This is a genomic window from Geomonas sp. Red276 (genome assembly GCF_054784495.1).
This window is the reverse complement of the sequence record NZ_BLXW01000033.1, coordinates 1-17,092: the sequence shown is the minus strand read 5'-3', so window position 1 is coordinate 17,092 and position 17,092 is coordinate 1. Positions and strand designations below refer to the sequence as shown.

Sequence of the window (17,092 nt, the reverse complement as noted above, 5' to 3'; positions counted from 1 at the left end):
TAGAATCGGCCCCGACCTTAGGGTTCGAGGTATTTGGAGATGAGCTCCTGCAGCTTCGCCGGATCGAACGGCTTCACCAGGTACTCGTTGGCGCCCAGGGCGCGCCCCTTTTCGAGATCCTTGTCGCCGCTCTCGGTGGAGACGATGAAGAGCGGGATCGAGGCGTAGTTGGGGTTGTTCCGCACGTAGCTGATCAGTTCCAGGCCGTTTATGTCCGGCATGTTGATGTCGGTGATGATCAGGTCCACCTTCTCGCGCGGCAAAAGGCGCAGCGCCTCGAATCCGCTGGCGGCCTCGACGATGGAGTACTTCTCGAGCTCGTCGATGGTGGAGACCAGCATGGAGCGCATGGTGTTGGAATCTTCGGCAATCAGTATCCTTTTCACGTCAATTCTCCCCCCGGCCCTGGTCCTGCAGCCTCCGCTGCAAAAGGGCCTTCTCCATTGCTATGCCGGCCTGGCTGAGGAATATCTCCAGCGACTCGGTATCGCCGATGGCTTTTTGTTCGGGGAGGTTATCGCCGTAGAGGATGGCGACCACCTTCCCTTCGCTTACTATCGGCCCCAGGAAGACCTCCTGGGGACGTTCCTCCCCGAGCTGCTCGAGGAAGAAGCGGTTCCAGACCGAGTCCTCGATGGTCCCCTTGATGGGGAACTTGGCCTCCAGCACGGTGCCGAAGAGCGAGGGCTCCTCCCGGGGGATCCGCAAATTGCGCACCCGGGAGTCGGCGGAGCCGTCCCGGTCGTCGAGGCCGAACTGGCCAAGCCCCTGGATCACGTCCTTCTTGACCAGCATGACCACGGCCCGGTTCACGAACTCGGAGGCGAAGCGGAGCACCAAGAGGATGATCCCTCCGCCCAGCTGCGGGTTGTTCAATTCTTCCAGCATCCCCCTCAGGTGGGAGACGCCGATGCTCTGGTTGATCTGGGGAGCCGGCAGTGCGGGTTCCTCGCCCATCTCGAGCCTCAGCTCGTCGCCGATGTTGATCCGGCTGTCGGTCCCGCCGGCCGAAGGCGAAGCGGCCAGGGAGGCGACGAGGTGCGGCACGAAGCCTCCCGCCGCCTGGGCGATCTCCCCCTGCCCCGGCTTGACCAGGATGGGTACCCCCAGGCCGCGGCAGCGCTTTTGCCCCTCTTCGTTGGGGAAGTCGGTGACCGCCAAAACGGAGAGTTCGGGGAAGTTGGCCTTGAGAAGCTCGAGGAGTTCCAGGCCGCCGACGATGCCGGTGCCGTCCATCCGCGGCATGACGAGGTCGACCACCACCGCCGGACGCTCGCCGTCGCGGTAGAGGGTGTCGACCCGGATCAGGGCGTCCTCGCTGCGGCCGACCGGGTAGACCCGGTACCCCTGGCGGCCCAGAAGCGGGGCGAGCGCCTCCAGGGTGCCGGGATCGTCGTCCACCAGCACGAGCGGCTCCCCACCTTGCGCGAACGCGGCGGCGGGCTCCGGCGCCTCTTCCGTCGGGGTGAAATCGAGGGAGCCGCCGCCGGGATGGGCGGCGAAGGGATCCACCACCGCCTCGGCGGCCGCGGGTCGTGCCATCGGCTCGGGAAAGGGGACGTCGATAGGGGGGAGTTTGGGGGTGGCAGCCGCCTTCTCCTCCGGGACGCTCTTCTCCTGCAGGAGATCGAAGGCGAAGTCGACGTTCTCCTCGGATCCTCCCGAAACGTCCTCTTCACCCTCCCCCGACTCCTCGCGGTGGCGCTGCTCGTCGATGATGCGGGACCCCTCCATCGCCAGGTACTGGGGGTTGAGGCCCTGCTTCAACATGAACTGCAAGGTGTCGACCGCGGCGTCGCGCTCGGCAACCTCCTGCAGCTCGAACTCGAAAGTCCCCTCGGCCCACGCGAAAAGGGAGTAGACCACGTTCTCGATCTGCTCCCTGACCACCGCCTCAATGGCGTCGTGGGGAATCCCGAAGCGGTCGATCAGCAGGACCCCCAAAAGCTGGGTAAACCCCTCCTCGGCCTGGATGCTCAAGGCGCGCTTCAAGGTGGGGAGGTCGATGACCCCTTTCTGGATCAGCGCCTCGCCGAGGTTCTGCTGAAACGTAGTGGAGATGGCGCGGATGACCTGCCCGTTGCGGAAGATGACCCGTGCCTCCCGTCCACGGCTTTGGAGGGAGAGCACGCCCGACCTTCTGCTCAGGCTGACGATCTGCAGGATCTCGCCGAGCCCCAGGTCTTCCAGATTACCGACGAGACTCATGGTTGCTGCTCTCTCATGTGGATGGTAGGTCTAAAATTCTCATCATACTAACTTATCGTATCCGCTAAGTAAAGAATGATTTAGGACTCTTTCTTGTCCCTGCCGCGGAAAATAAGTTTCAGCGGAGTGCCGGTAAATCCGAACGCTTCGCGAAACCGGTTCATGATGTAGCGCTCATAGGAGAAGTGGATTCCCTCCGGCTGATTGGTGAAGATCACGAAGGAGGGGGGCTTGGTCCCGACCTGGGTGGCGAAGTAGAATTTAACCCTTCTTCCCTGGGAAAGCGGCGCGTGGTTCTCCTCGGTCGCCTTGGAGAAGACACGGTTGAGTTCGGCGGTGGAGACCCTTTTGGCGTACTGCGCCATGACCAGGTCGACCTCGGGGATGATCTTCCCGGTCCTTTGCCCGGAGGTGGCCGAGATGAACAGGATGGGGGCGAAGGGGAGGTACTTGAAGTTTCTGCGGATCTCCTCCACGAATTTCCCCATCGAGGCGTTGTCCTTGGTGAGGGTGTCCCACTTGTTGACCACGAAGATGCAGGCGCGCCCCGCCTCGTAGGCGTAGCCGGCGATCTTGGAGTCCTGCTCGGTGACCCCGTCCTCGGCGGAGAGCACGATGAGCACCACGTCGGCCCGCTCGATGGAGCGCAAGGCGTCCATGACCGAGTACTTCTCGATCTTCTGCACCGTCTTTCCCTTGCGGCGGATGCCGGCGGTGTCGATCAAGAGGTACGGCTTCTTGTTGACGGTGAAGCGGGTGTCGACCGAGTCGCGGGTGGTTCCCGCGGTGGGGTTGGCGACCACGCGCTCGTAGCCGACCAGGCGGTTGACCAGGGTGGACTTGCCGACGTTGGGGCGTCCCACCACGGCGATCCTGGTGATCTCCTCGTCGGCCGCTTTGCCGGTGTCCTGGGGAAGCGCCGCGATGACGTCGTCCATGAGGTCGCCCACGCCGCGGTTGTGCTCGGCGGAGATGGTGTAGATCTGGTCGATGCCCAGCGAGTAGAAGTCGCCGGCAGCGGCCTCCTGGCGGTCACCGTCCACCTTGTTGATGATGTAGAAGACCGGCTTGTCGATCCGCCTGAGCATCTCCACCACGTCGCTGTCGGCCGGGGTGAGGCCGTCGCGGGCGTCCATCACGAAGAGGATCAGGTCCGCCTCGTCCATGGCGAAGCGGGACTGCTCGCGCATCTGCTGGAGCATGCGGTCGTTGGTCTCGGGCTCGAAGCCGCCGGTGTCCACCAGGATGAAGGGGACGTCGAAGCGGTTCACCTCCGCGTAGTTGCGGTCCCGGGTGACCCCCGGCATGTCGTCGACCATCGCCTTGCGGCGCCCGACCAGACGGTTGAAAAGGGTGGACTTCCCCACGTTGGGGCGCCCGACGATGGCAATGATTGGTTTCATAGTTCCTACTCGTAATGCGACACTTCTAAAAGCTAAAAGGGCAACATTTTCTTTCTTAAGATTGCAGACAGTAACCTGCATGTTTAACATTTTGTGCGACAATAAGCAAGATAAGTCGCGCAATTACAGTGACCGGTTAGCTGCACCTAATTATCACACATCTAATGACTGTCCTCTCCTCAGCGAATGTCTCCCTCCCCCTTAAAGGAAGGGTCTGGGTGAGGATGGGATGAACGCAGGTACTTCCGGCGAAAGTGCGGGAGACACGCGGGAGAGCGAGGAGGCTGGCTGTGGAACGGGAACTACGGGGGAGCGCCCGAGGTGGGGACGAGGCACCGGTCCTTATCGGGGTCATCTCCGACACGCACGGGCTCTTGAGGCCGGAGGCGGTGGAGGCGCTGGCCGGGGTTGAGCTGATCATCCATGCCGGGGACATCGGGAAAGAGGAGGTCATCGACGAGCTGCGGGAGCTGGCCCGGGTGGTGGCGGTGCGCGGCAACGTCGATCGCGATGGGTGGGCAGCCAACCTCCCATTCGTGGAGAGAATGACGGTCCGAGGGGTTTCCCTGCTGATGATCCACAACCGGAAGGAGCTAAACGTGCGGGCGCCCGGCGAGCGCCCCCGGGTGATCGTCTACGGCCACACGCACAAGCCGTTGATCGATGAGAAGGACGGCGTGCTCTACCTCAACCCCGGCAGCGCCGGGAAACGGAGGTTCGACCTCCCGGTGACGGTGGCCCGGTTGATGATCGAAGGAGGGCAAGTGACGGCGGAGATCGTCGAGCTGGAGAGGAGGTGAACTTTCCCTCACCCCTGCCCCTCTCCCGGAGGGCGAGGGGATATGGTTAGTGATGCCCTCTCCCGGAGGGCGAGGGTGGCCGAAGGCCGGGTGAGGGAGTTTTTGAAGTCCTACCTGCTACGTCCCGTGTACCCGCCCCCTTCGGCGGCAACGAGCTCCAGGTGGTTGGCGATGCAGGGGATGTCGTCTTCGGCGTGGTGGGTGACGTAGAGAAGTTGGGTCTTGCCGGTACTCCCCAGGTGGTCGATCAGCTTCAGCACCATTTCACGGTTGACGTCGTCGAGCCCCTGGCACGGCTCGTCCAGGATCAGGAGGTCCGGCTGCTTGACCATGGCGCGGGCCAAAAGGACCAGGCGCTGCTCCCCGTAGGAGAGGTTCCGGAAGGGCGCCTCGGCCAGCTCCTCGAGCCGGAGCATCTTGAGCCAGTCGAGGGCGATCTCCTGCTGCTTCTTGGTATAGTCGCCATAGACGCCGATGGAGTCGAAGAATCCGGAAATCACCGCCACCCTGACGGGCACCCCGACCCGGTAGTCCTGCTGCAGGGCCGTGGAAACCAGGCCGAGACGCTTCTTGATGTCCCAGACACTCTCCCCCGACCCTTTCCGTATGCCGAAGAGCGTGATGTCGTTGGCGAAGGCCTGCGGGTGGTCGCCGCTCACCATGGCGAGGAGGGTCGATTTTCCCGCCCCGTTGGGTCCTGAGATCTTCCAGTGCTCCCCCGGCTTGACCGACCAGTCCAGGCCGCTCAAAATCGCCTTCTCCCCGTAGCGGACCTTCACCCCTTTCATCTCGATGAGCGGCTGCCCGGCGGGAAGCGGCGGGTTGACCGTGGCCGCATCGACCTCCGGGAGCTCGGGGGGAAGCGTGTAGTGGAAGGCGTGGAGCCTTCTCAGCGCCTCCGAGGCGATCATCTCCTCCTTGGCTCCGGTCATGATGATCCGCCGGTTCTTGATATAGGCGACGTGGGTGATCTCGGGGAGGAGCTCGGAGAAGCGGTTCAAGAGGAGCACCACCCGGATGCCGCTGTCCACGCAGCCGGAGATCACCTTCTTGAGCGCCGCGCAGGAGGCGGCGTCGAGGCCATCGAACGGCTCGTCCAGCACCAGGATCTCCGGGTCCTGCATGAGGGCCTTGCAGATGACGATCTTCCGCATCTCGCCGGTGGAGAGGTACTTGATGCCTCGGTCGAGGATGCCGGTAAAATTCAGCACGCGGGACAGGTCGTTGAGCTTTCTCCCCCCGGTCGGCTCCCCTTCCAGGATGAAGTCGCGAACGAGAGTCCCCTCGTCGATGTAATCGAGGAAGTCCGAGTCGTCGTTGTACCTTTCGATCTCGAGGATCTCGTTGACCCGCTCGAAGGAAACGTAGCCGGTGCGCTGCGGGAGGCGGCAGGTGCCGGAGACCACCGGCAGGCGGTTACCGAGAAGCTTCCCCAGCGCCGACTTCCCGGAGCCGTTGGCCCCTACGATCCCCCACTGCTCGCCCGGTCCCATGGCGAGAGTGATCCCTTCCAGCCTGATGTCATCCTTGATGACTGCCGTTACCTGGTCGAGTAGAACTTCGGACAAACCTCTTCTCCTTGCGTGGTGATGCCGGGGCGAAAGCTACCCCAGCTTGCGGGCGAAAAAGCCGGTCATGCCAGCCGCCTCGACACGCTCTGCTATTTCGCCAGCATCGGTACTGTCGAGGGACCTCTCCCTCTGGTGACCGAAGAGCGCCCACCCCGAGAAGGTGTAGGTCTCGTCAAACCCACCGGACGCCCCCCTGTGCTCCAGTCCCCAGGCAATGCCGTCTCCGCAGGCCAGGACCGTGGGGAGGGCGACAGGATCAAGTCCCCAGGCCAGCCGCGCCGCATTGTGTCCGGCCAGCGTCCCGGTGAGGATGGCCTCGCTCTGGCCGTGAAGAAATCCGGCCCTGTCGCCGGCGCAGCAGACATTGGAGAGCCCGGCTACCCGCAAGGCGTGGTCACACGGGAGCATGTCCACCCTTTCGTCGACGCCTGCCAAGGCGGCGACCCCCAAAGGCGCGCCGAAGGTGGGGCAGCGGTTGATGCACCTGGCGCAGTCCATACCGAGAGTGGGGCAGTTGCCGTCAGGACCGGCGGTGCCTGAGGCGTCCACGAAGGCATCGGCCGCCGCTTCAATCCGCTTCGGTCCTCCTGAAAGGGTAGCCGTGATGCCGGTGATCCTCCGCTGTTTGACCTCCGCCGCAACCACACGGGCCTGAAGATGCACCACGACTCCCGCCAGGAGCAGAGAGCGCCTCACCGCAGGCTCAACGGTGGCGAGGTCATGGCCGGGGAGCTCGGCCTGGCAATGACGGTCGATCACCTGGAAGAGCGCTCCGCCTCCCATGGCAATCAACTCCTCGGCCACCGCAAACCGGCCGTTCTCCCGGACGCCACCGTCCACGACCCCGGTCCCGAGCAGCAGGTCGGTCCGCTCGAAGAGACGAACGTCGCACCCCGCCTGCCGGGCCGCCAGGGCCGCCGCCGTACCGGCCCATCCGCCGCCGACGATAACCACTTTTTTGGACATGCATTCTCCTGGGACGGGTGAAAGCAGGGAGGTAACTTTCGAGGACCTGGGCGGGTCTTGGCTTCGAAGGGGGGGATCTCGTGAGTCTCACTGCTAACTGCTTGAAATTACAGAGTAGGTAATCGACTATAGATTAATGCAAAGGGCAAAGTCAAGTTAGAAACCGCTCGTTCACTTCATCCAGTAGACGAGTCCATTCAGGGCAATGGCGTAGACGCGAGAAGGTTTTGGGCCGACAAAGGCTTTGCCGTTGACAAAAACGGTGGGGGTACCGAAGAAATTGGTCTTCAGCGCCTCTTCCGCCTGGCTGTCCACCCCATCCCGGGTGGCAGGGGAATCGAGGCAGCGGCTGATCTCTCCCCAGTCGAGGCCGAGCTTCTCAGTGATGGCCCGGGCACCCTCCAGGGTATCGAGGGTGGGGAGCTGCGCGGTGAAGAGCGTCTCGTTCAGCTTCCAGTACCGGTCCGGGTCGTGCTGATAGACACAGTAACCCAGCCGGGTCATCAGGTTGGTCTTCACTTTGACCGGGTAGTCGATGAAGGTGAAGCTGGCGCCGTTCCTGTTCGCCAGCTCTTTCAACGAGTCGTAGACCCGCCGGGTGTAGGCGCACCCGTAACAGCCGATGACGACGATGCGCCCCTTCCCTTTACCTTTGATGGTCGGGAAACTGCGAAGATCGACCTCCTTGAGGGTGAGATCCTCGACCGTTGTCGGCTTTTCCCGGCACCCCGCGTCCACAGCCGATACCTTGCTGTTTTCTCCGGAGGGATCGAGCAGGCAGAAGCTCGTCTCGTTCAGCCCGCTGCAACTCCCCGTGACATAGAAGAGATAGAGCCCGCGAACGGCGTAGACACTGCTCGCCGTGACGATCAGGAACATCACCCACGCGATCGGTTCGAAGTTGCGGTTGAGCAGGCGCGCCGCGGTTTCCGAGCGGTTGATGACGCTCCCGAGGATGCGGCTCTTGATCTTTTCGTCGAACCCGGTCGTGCAGGGCCTGAAGGTCACCCGCCGGAAGACGCACCCCCAGGCCTCCCTGGCCAACTCACGGCTCCCCGCGCTGAAGATGCCGAAGATGGCCAGAATTATGAAGGCGACGATGCAGAACATGGCTAGAGCACCCGATCGATCTTCCGCAGGCTGTTGAGGAAGATGTCGGCCTCTTCGATGGTGTTGTAAAAGTAGACGGATGCACGGAGGGAACCGGGGAGCCCGTGGGCGTTGAACCAGGAGTGGACGCAGTGCTGGCCGGAACGGACCATGACGCCGGCCATCTGGTCTAGCATCAGGGCGATCCGGTGCGGGTCGCCCCCTTCTACGGCGAGGGAGAGGATCCCCCCGCGCTTTTCGGGATCGGCGGGGCCGAGGATGCGGAACCTTTTGAGGCCCTCGAGGCCGGCGGTCAAGTGGCTGTTGAGGAGGAGGTCCTGGCGCTGGATGTTCTTGAAGCCGATCTCCTCCAGGTACTCGATGGCGGCGCCGAGACCGATGACCCCGGCATAGTCGGCGAGACCGGCCTCGAACTTTTCGGGCGGCGGCAGGAATTCGCAGCCGTCATAGCTCGACGAGGAGACCGTACCGCCGCCGACCATGAAGGGCGGCATCTCCTCCAGGAGCTTATATTTCCCGTAGAGAACGCCCGTTCCGGAGGGGCCGAGCAACTTGTGGCCGGAGAAGGCTACGAAATCGACGTCGAGGGATTTGACGTCCAGACGCTGATGGGGAGCGGTCTGGGCGGCGTCGAGGAGAACGAGGGAGCCGTTGGCGCGGGCTTTGCGGATGATATCGGCCGCGGGGATAGTGACACCGTCGAGGTTGGAGGAACACCCGAGCGCCACCAGCTTGACCCGTTCGTCCAGCAGCGTGGAGAGGCGGTCGAGGTCGAAGGTGTTGTCCTCGCGGGAGCGGGTGAACCTGATCTCGATGCCGCGCCTCTTGGCGAGCATCTGCCAGGGGAGGAGGTTTGAGTTGTGTTCCTTGTCGCCGATAAGGACGACGTCCCCTTTGCCCAGGGGGAGGGAATTGGCGACCAGGTTGATCCCTTCGGTGGTGTTGCGGGTGAAGATGATCTCCTCTTTGCGGGAGGCGTTGAGGAAACGAGCGACCGACGCGCGGGCGGCCTCGTACTGGCGGGCGACCTCGTTGGCGAGGCGGTGCATGCTGCGGCCGCCGCAGGCCGAGGTCTCCCGGTAGTACCGGTCCATGACCTCGATGACCTTGGCCGGGCGCAGCGTCTGGCAAGCGTTGTCGAGATAGACGACGGGGCGCTGGCCCTTCTTCGCCTGAAGCATGGGAAAGTCCTGCCGAATGGCTTCGAGGTCCATGGCCGATCCTTTCGTACTTCATGTTCGGATGCAGTACGATTAACTTTCCCACACGGTCTATGCCGCGTCAAATGAGGAAGTGAGTTCTCGGGGGCTAATGGCGCCTTCCCGCAGTTGCCGCGGTGCCGATGCCACCCCTTCAACGGGAGGGACTGGTGAGGATGGGGAGTGGCCTACTCTGCGTAGGCCAGTCCCAGCTGGCGCTCGCGCAGGCGCTTGACCGACAGCGGCAGCACCACCGCGCCGAAGATCAACGCGCAGCCGAACAATTCGCCGGGGGAGAGCCGTTCGCCCAGGATCAGCATCCCGCCCACCATGCTCCAGACGGGATCAAGGGTATAGATGAGCCCCGCCTTGGTGGGGGTGGTGAAGCGCTGGTAGGTATTCATGAGGGTGAAGGCGACTACCGTCGGGAAGATGGCGCAATAGACGAGACTGCCACCGGAGGCTGCCGTGATGGCGAAAGGTTCCGCCGGCAGGATGGCGTACAGGATTCCTCCGACCGCCGCCACGGTGGCGAACTGCACCAGGCTGACGAGGTAGATGTCCTCGTCGGTCAGAAGCTTGGAGACGGAGATGATGTGGAAGGCGATGAAGAAGGCGCAGAGGGTGGAAATCACGTCTCCCCGGTTGAATCCTTCCAGCCCGCCATAGGCGAGTTGCCAGAGGCCGGCCATGGCCATGAAGAGCCCGGCCACCGTCCACCGGTCCATCTTCTCACGCCAGAAAAGGAAGCAGCACAAGGGGTTGATAAGGACGAATAGGTTGTTGAGAAACCCGGCCCGCGACGCCGAAGTGCCGCTGACACCCAGTACGAAGGAGACATTGGTGGCGGCCAGCGCAAAGCCGACCAGCACACCGCTTTTCATCGTGGCCAGGTTCAGCTTCCTCAGGCGCGGAAGGCAGACAAGCGCCATGACGAGAGCGGCAATGGTAAAGCGGAAAAAAAGGAAGGTCACCGGGGGGATGTCACGAAAGCCGATCTTGTTGAAGACGAAGCTCCCACCCCAGAAAAAGGTGGATAGCACCAGTCCGAAGGTGGCTTTGGATGAACCGATCTGATTACTGTCTGTGAGCATTGCCTATTAAAAGCAGCCCCGCCGTCATAAGTCAACCCCATTCCCTCACTAGATACAATGTCCAAAGTGAAGTTAATCCCCTCGCCCCTTTAGGGGAGAGGGTGCCCGAAAGGCGGGTGAGGGAGGTTTTACTCTCCCCCCAAGCCACGAGCAACCAGCAACGCAGGCTCCGTAGCTGCACGGACCTCCTCCACAGACAATCCGGGTGCCACCTCCTGCAAGACCAGCCCATCCCGAGTGACGTCTATGACGGCACGATCCGTGATGATCCTATTCACCACCCGCTTCCCGGTGAGCGGGAGCGAACACCGGTTGACGATCTTCGGGCGCCCCTCCTTGTCCAGATGGTCCATGAGGATCACGACCCGCTTGGCCCCGTGCACGAGGTCCATCGCGCCCCCCATCCCCTTCACCATTTTCCCGGGGATTACCCAGTTGGCCAGATCCCCCTCCGCCGAGACCTCCATGCCCCCCAGGATCGCAAGGTCGATATGCCCTCCGCGGATCATGGCGAAGGACTCGGCACTATCGAAGAGGGCTGCGCCGGGGATCATGGTGATGGTCTCCTTGCCGGCGTTGACGAGATCGGCGTCCACCTCCTCCTCGCGCGGGCAGGGGCCGATCCCGAGCAGACCGTTCTCCGATTGGAGCACCACCCGCTTTCCCTTCGGGAGGCAATTGGCGATAAGGGTGGGGATCCCGATGCCGAGGTTGACGTAGAAGCCATCTTCGATCTCCTGTGCCGCCCGCCGCGCAATCTCTTCCCGTGTCCAGGTCATATCTCGGCTCCCTTGGAGACCATCCGCTTCTCGATCCTCTTCTCGTAGCGAGGGCCCTGCACGATACGCTGCACGTAGATGCTCGGGGTATGGATCTCTTCCGGCACCAGATCCCCGATCTCCGCGAGGATCTCGACTTCGGCAATGGTGACCTTGCCGGCGGCGGCCATCATCGGATTGAAGTTCCTGGCCGTGCGCCGGTACTGGAGGTTGCCCAGCCCGTCCCCGCGCCACGCCTTCACGAGGGCGAAGTCGGCCCGCATCCCACGCTCGAGCAGGTACTCCTTCCCTTCGAAGACCCGGGTCTCCCTCCCTTCACCGATGGGGGTTCCCACCCCGGCCGGGGTGTAGAATGCCGGGATTCCCGCCCCACCCGCGCGGATCCGTTCCGCCAGCGTCCCCTGCGGGACCAGCTCCACCTCCAGTTCTCCCGAGAGGTACTGCTCCTCGAACTGGCGGTTCTCGCCAACGTAAGAGGCCACCATCCGCCGGATCTGCCGGTTGGCAAGCAGCAGGCCGAGCCCCCAATCCTCGACGCCGCAGTTGTTGGAGATTAACGTGAGGTCCTTGACCCCGAGCTCCCTCACCCCGAGGATCAGGTTCTCCGGAATGCCTACCAGTCCGAAGCCGCCTACCATGATGGTGGCCCCGTCAGTTATGCCGGCCAAAGCCTCGGGAATCGACGCACAGATCATGGCCATTCCTCCAGATGTCCCCTCCCCCCGCGAGGGGGAACAACAGTAGGGTGGGCACCACGTGCCCACGCGACTCCGACGCAACGTAGCCTCCCCTTCAAGAGGAGGGACAGGGTGAGGATGGGGTAAAAGAACCGCTCCTTAAGGGAACAGTTAAATACTATCGTGCACATCCGTGGAGTCATTAGCCCTGCCAACAAAAAACGGCACCGTGTGAGGGTGCCGTCAGCTCGTTCAGCATGGCGGGAAGCGAATTCAGGGGAGACGCCAGTCGATAGGGACGCCCCCGTGCCGGACGAGGTAATCGTTAGCCTTAGAGAAGTGACGGCATCCGAGGAAGCCGCGGTGGGCCGAGAGCGGGGACGGATGCGGAGCCTGCAGGACCAGGTGCCGGTCGCGGTCGATGACGGCGCCCTTTTTCTGGGCATAGGCCCCCCAGAGCATGAAGACCACGTGCTCACGCTGCTCATTCAGGACCTCGATCGCCCGGTCGGTGAACTGCTCCCATCCCTTCCCCTGGTGAGAGGCGGCCCGGTGAGCCTCGACGGTGAGGACACTGTTGAGCAGCAGCACTCCCTGCCGGGCCCAGCTCTCCAGGTTTCCGTGGCGAAAATCCTCGGGCTTGAGCCCCAGGTCGGCCTGCAGCTCCTTGAAGATGTTGATGAGCGACGGTGGGGAATCCACCCCGGCCGGGACGGAAAAACAGAGACCGTGCGCCTGCCCCGGGCCGTGGTAGGGATCCTGCCCGAGGATCACCACCTTCACTTCATCGAGCGGGGTCGTGTTGAAGGCGTTGAAGTACTGGCTCCCCTTCGGAAAGATGGTCTTCCGGCCGGCGATCTCCTTGCGCAGGAAATCCTTCAGGGCCGCCATGTAAGGCTTGCCGAACTCCCCGACCAGATGCTGCTTCCAGCTTTGTTCCAGTTGAACCTGTACTTCAGTAGTCATCACGCAGTCCCCGAAATGGTCTTGATGCGGAAAAATAGCACATCGACTTTGCCACCTCCAAGGTCTTTTTCATCTCCGGCAGGACGGTGAAATGCCGGGCATGCTGCCGCCATTTTAAGCAGCTGACCGGGCAGCTTAGGGCAGAACGCCCAGGAAATACTATCCCTTTTTTACTGGCCGATTTTATGCAAAGCTGAGGACAGGTCGCGAAACGGCCATCCGGGAGCAATCAGCCGACCGGAAGAGGGGAACCGGTGGCGGGAGGCACGCAGCGCCGGAAGTGGCAGGTGCCGGCGAAGGAGCGAGGTAATGGTGAAAAGGATTCCCGGAGGGACCACCGTGTCCGTCCATTACATCGGAACCCTCGACAACGGCAGGATCTTCCACTCCACCCCTGACGACGAACCGCTCGTCTTTACCCTCGGATGCGGAGAGATCTTTCCCGCGCTGGAGGCCGAGATCGCTGGGATGGAAGTCGGCGAGGTGCGTAACGTAGTCATTCCCTCGGCGGAAGCCTATGGGCCGCGCCTGGACGCCAACATCCTCACGCTGGCACGGAGTGCTTTTCCGGCAGGGCGGGAAATCAAGGCAGGACAGAAACTGGCCATCGAGTTCGGCGGGAACAACGCGCGTACCATGATGGTCACCGAGGTGACCGAAGGTGCGGTAACTCTCGATGGAAATCACCCGCTGGCCGGCCTGGACCTCACCTTCGCGATCAAGCTGCACGGCATCCATTGACAGTGAATTCGAACACTGGCAGAATGCGTTTTTTGTTGCAGAGGCTCACCTTGCAGAGTATTAGGTTGTACTAATCACCACCGCCCCGACGCTTAATCGGGGCTGATCATCGTAATGAAGTGAGGAGCACCATGGATACCTATACCATCGACATTGAAATCGAACACTACTACGGCGACCGCATGGCCACATCCAACCGCGAGGCCTGCCGCAGGCTGTACCTCCGCGCCGTCAGCCGTTTTAACGGCCCCGACCTCGACCACTACCTCGACGTCATCCGCGGGCATGCCGCTGTCTATGCATCCCTCAGCAAGGCAATGCAGTCCCCGATGAAGCACGTGGAGATGCCGCTGTTTCTTTCCAGCCTCGTGCTTTTCATCGCCAGCATCGTGACCGCCATCAACGGCGAAGCCACCCCGTTGGTCGCTGCCGGGATGTCCGGCGCCGCCGTCGGCATGCTCAACTGCATCCGGAAGCTCGCCGGTTACTGGCAGGAATACTCGGTGCGTGAGGCGGTATTCGTCGAGCTAGCGGAAAACGCGGAACACCTCCAGCACTAGTAGCCGTCACTACCAATTGGTAACGAGGGGGCCGGTCAACCGATCGGCCCTCTTCCATTCTCCGCTTCCCGCGCCACCGCTTTTATCCTTATCCATGCCAACCATTCTCAGTCCTCCCGCTCCCGCTCCAGCCGCTCCCACTTATTTCCGCTTCTAGCATTCTCATCCCTCTCCGTGCCAGCCATGCTCATCCCTCCCCCTGAACCGGCGCGATCACCTCATGGATTCGCTCCTCACTACTTCGTTGAACTTTGCCGCTCTTCTTTGCTGCTGTCTCTCAAGGTGAATTGAATGGGGAGAGGTTGACACTGAAGGATCTCGTGCTTAGGTTACAGTAAATCCTCCTAAATCTTCCCAGGAGCACAATCATGAGCGCACAAGATACTGAAACGGTTGTCGAGGCCGAAGTAAACGGCCACCCTGAAGGGGAATCCGGCGGTCTGGTTCTGGCCTCCGAGGTGCTTCCCCCTTCCCTTCCCATCATTCCGCTGCGTCCCCGGCCGGCGTTTCCTAACCTGCTGGTTCCGATGGTCCTTACCGACCCGCACGAGATCCAGGCGGCCAAGATTGCCATGGAATCCTCCTCCCACGCCATCGGCCTGGTGCTGGCGAAAGAGTACGATCACCATGATGCCCCGGACAATCTCCACCCGGTGGGGGTCGCCGGCAAGATCGTCCGGGTCATGCATTCCGACGAGAACTCACTGCAGTTCCTGGTCAACACCCTCCAACGCTTCACCATTGAAGAGGTCACCCAGACCGGCGGCGTATTGTTCGGCAAGGTGCAGTACCTCTTCGACACCGAGCTCTCGGTGAATCCCGAGCTGAAGGCCTATTCGATGGCGGTAGTCAGCACGCTCAAGGAACTGGTGCAGATCAACCCGCTCTACTCTGAAGAGATCAAGCTCTTCCTCGGCCGCTCCAGCCTGGACGATCCCGGAAGGCTGGCCGATTTCGCCGCCAACCTCACCTCTGCCGACGGCAAGGAACTCCAGCAGGTCCTGGAGAGCTTCGATGTCCGCAAGCGCATCGACCTGGTGCTGGTCCTTTTGAAGAAGGAGCTGGAGGTCTCCCGTCTGCAGAGCAAGATCTCCAAGCAGATCGAGGAGAAGGTCAGCCAGCAGCAGCGCGAGTTTTTCCTGAGGGAGCAACTGAAGGCGATCAAAAAGGAGCTTGGCCTCGAGAAAGAGGGAAAGACCTCCGAGCTGGAAAAATTCGAGGAGCGTCTCAAGGGGCTGAAACTGAACATCGAGGCCCAGCGGACGGTCGACGACGAGCTGGAGAAATTGAAACTCCTGGAGCCTGCCTCCGCCGAATACCACGTCACGAGAAACTATCTCGACTGGCTCACCATCCTGCCGTGGGGTAAATTCAGCAAGGACTCCTACAACCTCGACCGGGCCCGCCGCATCCTCGACCGCGACCACCACGGCCTGGCCGACGTCAAAGACCGCATCCTCGAGTTCATCTCGGTCGGGAAGATGAAGGGGGATATCTCCGGCTCCATCATCTGCCTGGTCGGCCCTCCGGGCGTAGGCAAGACATCCATCGGCAAGAGCATCGCCGACGCACTCGGCCGCACCTTCTACCGCTTCTCGCTGGGAGGAATGCGGGACGAGGCCGAGATCAAGGGGCACCGCCGCACCTACATCGGCGCCATGCCGGGCAAGTTCATCCAGGCCATGAAGAGCGCGGGGAGCGCCAACCCCGTCCTCATGCTGGACGAGATCGACAAGATCGGCGCCAGCTACCAGGGGGATCCCGCCTCGGCACTGCTCGAGGTTCTCGATCCGGAGCAGAACTCCTCCTTCCGGGACCATTACCTGGACGTTCCCTTCGACCTCTCCAACGTCCTCTTCATCGCCACCGCCAACCAGTTGGACACCATCCCCGGCCCGCTATTGGACCGCATGGAGGTGATCCGTCTCTCCGGCTACGTGCTCGAAGAGAAGATGGAGATCGCAAAGAAGTACCTGATTCCCAAGGCGCTCAAGAACGCCGGGCTCAAGGCCGGGCAGGTGAGCATCAGGAAGGCGGCCCTGGCAACCCTCATCGATGGCTGGGCCCGGGAGGCGGGGGTCCGCACCCTGGAAAACCGAATCAAGAAGCTGATGCGCAAGGCGGCCAGGGAATTCGCCACCGGGAGAATGGCGCCCGTGGTGATCGGACCCAACGACCTGGCCAACTACCTCGGGCAACCGGTATTCACCACCGAGGAGGTTTTCGAGCATGTACCCGGCGTGGTCACCGGACTCGCCTGGACCAGCATGGGAGGCGCGACGCTGCCGATCGAGGCAGCCGCCATGCCGAGCAAGAGCAAGGGGTTCAAACAGACCGGGCAGCTTGGCAACGTCATGATCGAGAGCTCCGAGATCGCCTACTCATATGTCATGGCCCATCTCACCGAGTATGGGGCCCCCGAGGATTATTTCGACACCCACTTCGTCCATCTCCACGTCCCGGCCGGTGCCACCCCGAAGGACGGCCCCTCGGCAGGTGTCACCATGGCTACCGCCCTGATCTCCATGATGCGCGGGAAAGCCGTCAGGCCCAAGCTCGGGATGACCGGGGAGCTCACGTTGACCGGCCGGGTGCTCCCGATCGGCGGAGTGAAGGAGAAGACCATCGCCGCCCGTCGTGCCGGCCTCAGAGCGTTGATCTTCCCGGAAGCCAACCGTAAGGACTTCGCCGAACTGGACGACTATCTGAAGGAGGGGCTCGAGGTGCACTTCGCCGAGGAGTACCGGGATGTCTACGAAGTGGCATTCGGCGAGAAGAACTTGCCGGCGTTAAGGCCGAAGAAGGAGTTGGTGAAGAGGTAGAAAAACAAAAGCCCCGCCGGGAGGTGTCCTGGTGGGGCTTTTTATCTGGCAGTTGGTGCACAAAGCAAAAGCCCCGCGCTGGATAACCAGGCGGGGCTTTCTATTAAATTCCCTGCGGCGACCTACTCTCCCACACCGTTACCAGTGCAGTACCATCGGCCCTGAGAGGCTTAACTTCCGTGTTCGGGATGGGAAC

General features: G+C 62.2%; 15 protein-coding genes and 1 rRNA gene. 4 read left to right on the top strand and 12 right to left on the bottom strand.

Annotated features, from left to right (window positions below):
- Nucleotides 1–17: 17 nt before the first annotated feature.
- The 3 genes from ACYVL5_RS18565 to der form a co-directional block, all read right to left on the bottom strand.
- Entirely contained in the window at nt 18–386 is a 369-nt protein-coding gene (locus tag ACYVL5_RS18565; RefSeq protein ID WP_460597066.1) for a response regulator, read from the bottom strand.
- Between the two features lies 1 nt (nt 387).
- On the bottom strand, nt 388–2,208 hold the full coding sequence (locus ACYVL5_RS18560) for a response regulator (RefSeq protein ID WP_460597065.1): 1,821 nt from the start codon (nt 2,206–2,208) through the stop codon (nt 388–390).
- An 80-nt stretch (nt 2,209–2,288) separates the two neighbouring features.
- Nucleotides 2,289–3,611, bottom strand: a complete 1,323-nt coding sequence (gene der, locus ACYVL5_RS18555; RefSeq protein ID WP_460597064.1) for a ribosome biogenesis GTPase Der — start codon at nt 3,609–3,611, stop codon at nt 2,289–2,291.
- A gap of 290 nt (nt 3,612–3,901) precedes the next feature.
- On the opposite strand from der, the gene ACYVL5_RS18550 reads away from it, so the two are divergent.
- Complete coding sequence (locus tag ACYVL5_RS18550; protein ID WP_460597063.1) at nt 3,902–4,411, top strand: metallophosphoesterase family protein; 510 nt, start codon at nt 3,902–3,904, stop codon at nt 4,409–4,411.
- Nucleotides 4,412–4,521: 110 nt separating this feature from the next.
- Here the strand turns inward: ACYVL5_RS18550 and modF are convergent, their stop codons facing one another.
- From modF to ung, 8 genes are all read right to left on the bottom strand, one after another.
- A complete protein-coding gene (gene modF / locus ACYVL5_RS18545; protein WP_460597062.1) occupies nt 4,522–5,979 on the bottom strand; it encodes an ATP-binding cassette domain-containing protein in 1,458 nt (485 codons plus the stop codon).
- 36 nt (nt 5,980–6,015) lie between these two features.
- Nucleotides 6,016–6,948, bottom strand: a complete 933-nt coding sequence (locus tag ACYVL5_RS18540; protein WP_460597061.1) for an FAD-dependent oxidoreductase — start codon at nt 6,946–6,948, stop codon at nt 6,016–6,018.
- A gap of 171 nt (nt 6,949–7,119) precedes the next feature.
- Nucleotides 7,120–8,058: a DsbA family protein gene (locus ACYVL5_RS18535; protein WP_460597060.1), complete on the bottom strand. Its 939-nt coding sequence runs from the start codon at nt 8,056–8,058 to the stop codon at nt 7,120–7,122.
- Between the two features lie 2 nt (nt 8,059–8,060).
- A complete protein-coding gene (locus tag ACYVL5_RS18530) occupies nt 8,061–9,272 on the bottom strand; it encodes an aminotransferase class V-fold PLP-dependent enzyme (RefSeq protein ID WP_460597059.1) in 1,212 nt (403 codons plus the stop codon).
- Between the two features lie 173 nt (nt 9,273–9,445).
- Nucleotides 9,446–10,351 (bottom strand): DMT family transporter, encoded by a 906-nt coding sequence (locus ACYVL5_RS18525; protein ID WP_460597058.1) that lies wholly within the window; start codon nt 10,349–10,351, stop codon nt 9,446–9,448.
- 128 nt (nt 10,352–10,479) lie between these two features.
- On the bottom strand, nt 10,480–11,130 hold the full coding sequence (locus ACYVL5_RS18520) for a CoA transferase subunit B (RefSeq protein ID WP_460597057.1): 651 nt from the start codon (nt 11,128–11,130) through the stop codon (nt 10,480–10,482).
- Entirely contained in the window at nt 11,127–11,825 is a 699-nt protein-coding gene (locus ACYVL5_RS18515; RefSeq protein ID WP_460597056.1) for a CoA transferase subunit A, read from the bottom strand. The genes ACYVL5_RS18520 and ACYVL5_RS18515 overlap by 4 nt, the downstream gene beginning before the upstream one ends.
- A gap of 255 nt (nt 11,826–12,080) precedes the next feature.
- On the bottom strand, nt 12,081–12,773 hold the full coding sequence (gene ung, locus ACYVL5_RS18510; RefSeq protein ID WP_460597055.1) for a uracil-DNA glycosylase: 693 nt from the start codon (nt 12,771–12,773) through the stop codon (nt 12,081–12,083).
- A 309-nt stretch (nt 12,774–13,082) separates the two neighbouring features.
- On the opposite strand from ung, the gene ACYVL5_RS18505 reads away from it, so the two are divergent.
- From ACYVL5_RS18505 to lon, 3 genes are all read left to right on the top strand, one after another.
- Nucleotides 13,083–13,514: an FKBP-type peptidyl-prolyl cis-trans isomerase gene (locus ACYVL5_RS18505; protein WP_460597054.1), complete on the top strand. Its 432-nt coding sequence runs from the start codon at nt 13,083–13,085 to the stop codon at nt 13,512–13,514.
- A 131-nt stretch (nt 13,515–13,645) separates the two neighbouring features.
- On the top strand, nt 13,646–14,074 hold the full coding sequence (locus tag ACYVL5_RS18500; RefSeq protein ID WP_460597053.1) for a GSU0071 family protein: 429 nt from the start codon (nt 13,646–13,648) through the stop codon (nt 14,072–14,074).
- A 368-nt stretch (nt 14,075–14,442) separates the two neighbouring features.
- Nucleotides 14,443–16,896 (top strand): endopeptidase La, encoded by a 2,454-nt coding sequence (gene lon / locus ACYVL5_RS18495; RefSeq protein WP_460597052.1) that lies wholly within the window; start codon nt 14,443–14,445, stop codon nt 16,894–16,896.
- A gap of 109 nt (nt 16,897–17,005) precedes the next feature.
- Here the strand turns inward: lon and rrf are convergent.
- Nucleotides 17,006–17,092: ribosomal RNA gene (gene rrf, locus ACYVL5_RS18490) — 5S ribosomal RNA — on the bottom strand; the annotation flags it as partial.